Below are 4,364 nucleotides of genomic sequence, written 5' to 3'. Positions count from 1 at the left end.
TACGGCGATGGGGATGAAAATCGAACTTATCTCCTACGCCCTGAGCCTCGGAGCGAAATGCTCGACGACGGGGAAGGGTTCGTAGAAATGATGCAGCAGCGTCTTCCACTTCTGGTACTCGGCGGACTTCCTGAAGCCCTCGGTGTGGTCTTCGAGGCGTTCCCATTCGACCAGCAGTAGATACGTATTCGGCTGCTCGATGGCCCCGCGACAATGTCAGATTCTCGAACCCCGGCATCGAGGAGATGATCGACTTCGCGTCGGCGAACGCGGCCTCGAATTCGTCGGTTCGATGGGGGACGACGTGCAGCAGAGCATGTTCGACGATCATCGAGACAGTATGCAAGGCGCGGTCCGACACCGGTTCGGCGGACGTGCAGCTCTAGACGCCTCGAATGCCGGACGCCGTGGCTTTACGGACACAATCCACGCGCGACACCGCACCGAGCTTTGCGTAGATGTTGGTCAGGTGGCGTTTCACGGTCGATTCCGTGATTCCGAGTTCTCGCCCGATCTGCCAGTTGGAACGTGCTTCGGCAACAAGGTGGAGAACTTCGAGTTCCCTGGGCGACAACAGGTTCGGCGGTGCGAGCGTCTCGGAGTCGAGCGCGGAGCTGATCGAATCGCGAGACGTGGACAGCAGTATGTTGTCCGGGCTGCGCTGTACCGAGTGCAACCCGGCGATCAGCTGATCTCGCGCGACGGTTTTGGACAGAAACGCCGATGCTCCAGCATCGAGCAGGCTGCGTAAAAGTTCGGCATCCTGATGCATCGACAGGACGACGATGGAGACGGTCGGTGCCGCGGCGCGAATCGCTGTCACCACTGCATGCGCTCCTGGGCCCGGCATTTCGATGTCGACCACGGCGATGTCCGGGACCTCTCGCGTGATCACCTCGATGGCGGTCGTTCCGTCCGGGCACTGCGCGACCACCTGGAACGCAGGGTCGGTCTCGATCAGCGCTGCGAGACCGTCGCGGAAGAGTGTGTGGTCGTCGGCGAGGATCACCCGGATCGCGTGGCCGGTCACCACCGGTTCCTCCCGAGCGACTCGGCGGTGCGGTCGAGCAACGGCAGCTGAACCTCGACCGTCGTCCCGCATCCTGGATCGGCTGTGATGACGGCGCGCCCACCGAGCAACTCGGCGCGTTCACGAATCGAGGCCAGTCCGCCCACGATCTTGATCGCGGTGACGGCTCCGACGTCGAAACCGCACCCGTTGTCGCGGACGACGGCGCTCAGTCTGTCGTGTTGGGTGGCGAGTTCGACGGTGATTGCGTCGGGCTTGCCATGGATGACGGCGTTGCGGATCGCCTCTCGGAGCAAGAGGTAGAGCTCCTGGGCAACTTCGTCCGCCAGACCCGGTTCTTCCCCGTCCACCGTCACTTCGGTGGCCGTTCCCTCGGGGACGGTCGATTCCAGGTAGGACGTCAACGACTGGCTCAGCGACTCGTCGCCCAACCGCACCCACAGATCCGCCGACACCTGCCGGGTGCTGTCGAAGCTCGACTTGATCGACTCGCGTGCGGTGGAGAGGTGGGCTTCGGCTCGAACAGGATCGCGCGTGCGGTAATGGTCGTAGAGGTCGAGTTGTTGAAGGGCGGCACCCATTCCGTGCGCGATACGGTCGGGTAGGTCGCGGGCGATCCGGCTCCGCTCGTCCTGCTGTGAGGACAGGAGCTTCGTCAGTAGATAGTTGACGTACGGAATCGATCCGACCGCCAACCGTTCTTGGATCTCACGTTGCAGAGCGGTTGCCAGGGCGACGAGGGTATCGGTCTCGGCCGGTCGGTCGACGGCTTCGACGAGGACGGGAAGCAGGGCTTCGAACATCAAGGTGGCTGCGGCCAGCGACTGAGTCGGGTGGATGCCTGATCTGGCGCGCTGCTCGCCGATGGCTTCGCTCGGATCGGGCGAGTGCAGCGTCGATGCCGGCGTACCGAAGGCGGTGAACGCTGTAGCAACGACGCGCACAACGGCCTCGGCCTGACGCGTCAGCTGCACTTGCAACGATCGGTCGGTGAGGACCGGGCTCCCCGAACCGTCGAGAAGGGTTGTGTACGCCGTGACCGCGCGCTCGACGAGTCCGTTCGGCTCGACACTCACTTCGTTCGCCCCCGCCCTGGAGAACCGGACGGATCAGGCCCTTCGAGGCCTGATTCGCTACGCCGATCCTGACCGCGTCATATTAGCGGGACAAACAGCGCAATTGGTACCGAGACGACGCATTCCCGCACGTGGCGGCGACTCCGTTCGAGAGTTGGCCCGAAGTGGTTCATCCGTCGTTCACCGGTAGTTCTCTGCGTGGTTGGGTTGGACATCGAATCGGGTGCTGCTGGGTGTGGATCACAGCAGCATGCACAGCGCGCCCGTGTGCGCACCGTATTGCGAGTACATGAAGGCGTTGTACGGGGTGCGCACATGGCGTCGACGCGGTCGTCCGGCTAGGGCGCATGCTGCTATCGCTGCCGCTCCGCAACCCAATGCGACTGCGGGGACGATGAGACGTTCCTCCACCGTCCACGCCGAGACGGCGAATCCGACGCAGATGATTCCGGCCAGCGAAGCAATGACCAGACAAGTACCGCGCTCGCTCCACATCGCCAGCGTCGACCGTCCGGCGGCCCTGTCACCCTCGACGTCGGACAGGTCCTTGGCCAGACCTCCGACTCCCATCCAAGCGGACATGATGACAGCGAACACGGCCACGGCCGGAGAGATCCCGATGCCGGCCGCCCAGGCTCCGGCAGTGTAGGTGGCAAGTCCGCCTCCGATCACCGAGACCTGGACTCCCCACACTCTGTTCTTCAACGGCGCGGGTCCGGCGGAGTACAGAAAGCCGAGGGCGACCATGACGAGCGCCGATACCAGGACCGTTCGGCCGGCCGACGCGCACAGAATCACACCCGCGCACGCAAGAGCAGGTACGAGTTGGCGAGCCACTCCCGCATGGAGTGTTCCCTGCGCAAGTGGCCGCGTGGAACCGTTCAACCGATCCTCGACGCGGTCTGCAAGACCGTTGAGCAGATAGATCGACCACGTGATGCACAGCCAACCCGCACAGCACAATGCGACGGCCGTCCACCGGGGAACAGCTCCGGCGTCGAGCGAAGCCACGGCGACAACCGCGATAATCCGAAGCTGGAAGATGATCTGCACCGCGGGGCGAGCTTCGGACCAGGCGGAGCGGATCGAGGACCGCAGCGGCCGATCGGGCGCACCGGCAGCGACAACGTGACTCGGCGATGCAGTGCTGGGTCCGACTGTTCCACTACCGGTGGCCATGCGTCGATCGTCTACGGCCGCGCGACGCACGTCTATGGCCCGAGGGTCGTAGTCCACTACGACCTTGGTCGTAGTGGAGGGTGCACCTTCGCGGCGACCCCATTGGCTTTCGGTGTTCTGCCACTTAGCTTTCGAGTTGTAACACCGCACTCGACGGAATCGAACCCGGCGCACGAGTACGACAGTCGCCGACTCTCATCGGCCTACGAAGGTGGAATGCTCGTGAACACGGACTATGTCTGGTTGGCGCTCGGATGGATGGCTTTCATCGCCATCATCATCGTGGTGGTCGTCGTTGCACTGGTGGTCCTGGTACGCGGACGCCAGACGGCATCCCGCTCGGACGAACACCGCACGGTGCCGGCGAAGAACGATCCGGCGGAGTAGACCCCGGACCCGATCTGTACCCCGCATTGCACCGTCGGAGCCGATGCGCGTCGCGCCTTCGGGGATTCCGACGCCAGCCCATGGGAGATCTGCGAGATGAATCGATTGACCGCCGCTCAGTCGGCGATGCTGTTCGACCAGATCGCCGAACCCACGGATGTGGGGAACAACGTCGTGGCGTCGGTGATCGTTGCGAGTGCGGCATCGGCGGCCGCGCACCGATCGGCGTGGGAGGACGCGCTGCGACGCCACCCGGTTCTGACGAGCCGAATTGTGGCTCACGACAGCGGGTTCCGATTCCAGACGGCCGACGGGTCGATGTCGGTCGACGTTGCTCAGGTGCCCGATGTGCGTGACCGGAGCGTGCGAGAGGACCTCGCGCTTCGTGCAATGCAACCGTTCGACCTGTTCGCCGGCCCCCTCGTCCGCGCGGCGGTCCGTTGTGACGGGCACCGTGCCGTGGTGTCGCTGGTGGTCCATCACATCTTGATCGATGTCGCTAGCGCACCACTGATTCTCAACGAATACTTCGCGAACCTGCGAGCACTCGAATTCGGCGAACCGGGAACGAGGATCGATCCAGGAGCGAACTTCGAGCAGTTCGTCGATGCCGAGCAGGCCTACCTGCGATCCGCCGACGCGGAAGCAGACCGAGCGTATTGGCGTGCTGCTGTCGAGGGCTACTCGAACGA

General features: G+C 63.9%; 5 protein-coding genes and 1 pseudogene. 2 read left to right on the top strand and 4 right to left on the bottom strand.

The window, feature by feature from the left end; genetic code table 11:
* Positions 1-33: 33 nt before the first annotated feature.
* The 4 genes and pseudogenes from A2J02_RS28570 to A2J02_RS04315 form a co-directional block, all read right to left on the bottom strand.
* A pseudogene (locus A2J02_RS28570) lies at positions 34-331 on the bottom strand (antibiotic biosynthesis monooxygenase family protein).
* 51 nt (positions 332-382) lie between these two features.
* A complete protein-coding gene (locus A2J02_RS04325) occupies positions 383-1,030 on the bottom strand; it encodes a response regulator transcription factor (protein WP_197477929.1) in 648 nt (215 codons plus the stop codon).
* The gene (locus A2J02_RS04320) at positions 1,027-2,106 is read right to left on the bottom strand and encodes a sensor histidine kinase (RefSeq protein WP_068047256.1); all 1,080 of its coding nucleotides are present in this window, start codon (positions 2,104-2,106) and stop codon (positions 1,027-1,029) included. The genes A2J02_RS04325 and A2J02_RS04320 overlap by 4 nt, the downstream gene beginning before the upstream one ends.
* Positions 2,107-2,346: 240 nt before the next feature.
* Positions 2,347-3,285, bottom strand: a complete 939-nt coding sequence (locus A2J02_RS04315; protein WP_082898573.1) for a UbiA family prenyltransferase — start codon at positions 3,283-3,285, stop codon at positions 2,347-2,349.
* A gap of 222 nt (positions 3,286-3,507) precedes the next feature.
* On the opposite strand from A2J02_RS04315, the gene A2J02_RS27575 reads away from it, so the two are divergent.
* Both A2J02_RS27575 and A2J02_RS04310 read left to right on the top strand, forming a co-directional pair.
* Positions 3,508-3,672 carry a hypothetical protein gene (locus tag A2J02_RS27575; protein WP_156516084.1) on the top strand — a complete coding sequence of 55 codons (165 nt, stop codon included), beginning with the start codon at positions 3,508-3,510 and terminating at the stop codon, positions 3,670-3,672.
* Between the two features lie 96 nt (positions 3,673-3,768).
* The coding region (locus A2J02_RS04310; RefSeq protein ID WP_156516083.1) for a condensation domain-containing protein at positions 3,769-4,364 on the top strand (596 nt) is incomplete at its 3' end.

It is taken from the genome of Rhodococcus sp. EPR-147, assembly GCF_001647185.1.
Taxonomy (GTDB): Bacteria; Actinomycetota; Actinomycetes; order Mycobacteriales; family Mycobacteriaceae; genus Rhodococcoides.
This window is presented reverse-complemented; position numbering and strand designations above follow the sequence as displayed.

Coding starts and splice junctions, on each gene's coding strand:
- A2J02_RS04315 (WP_082898573.1), bottom strand. CDS start 3,285: ATGGCCACCGGTAGTGGAACAGTCGGACCCAGCACTGCATCGCCGAGT.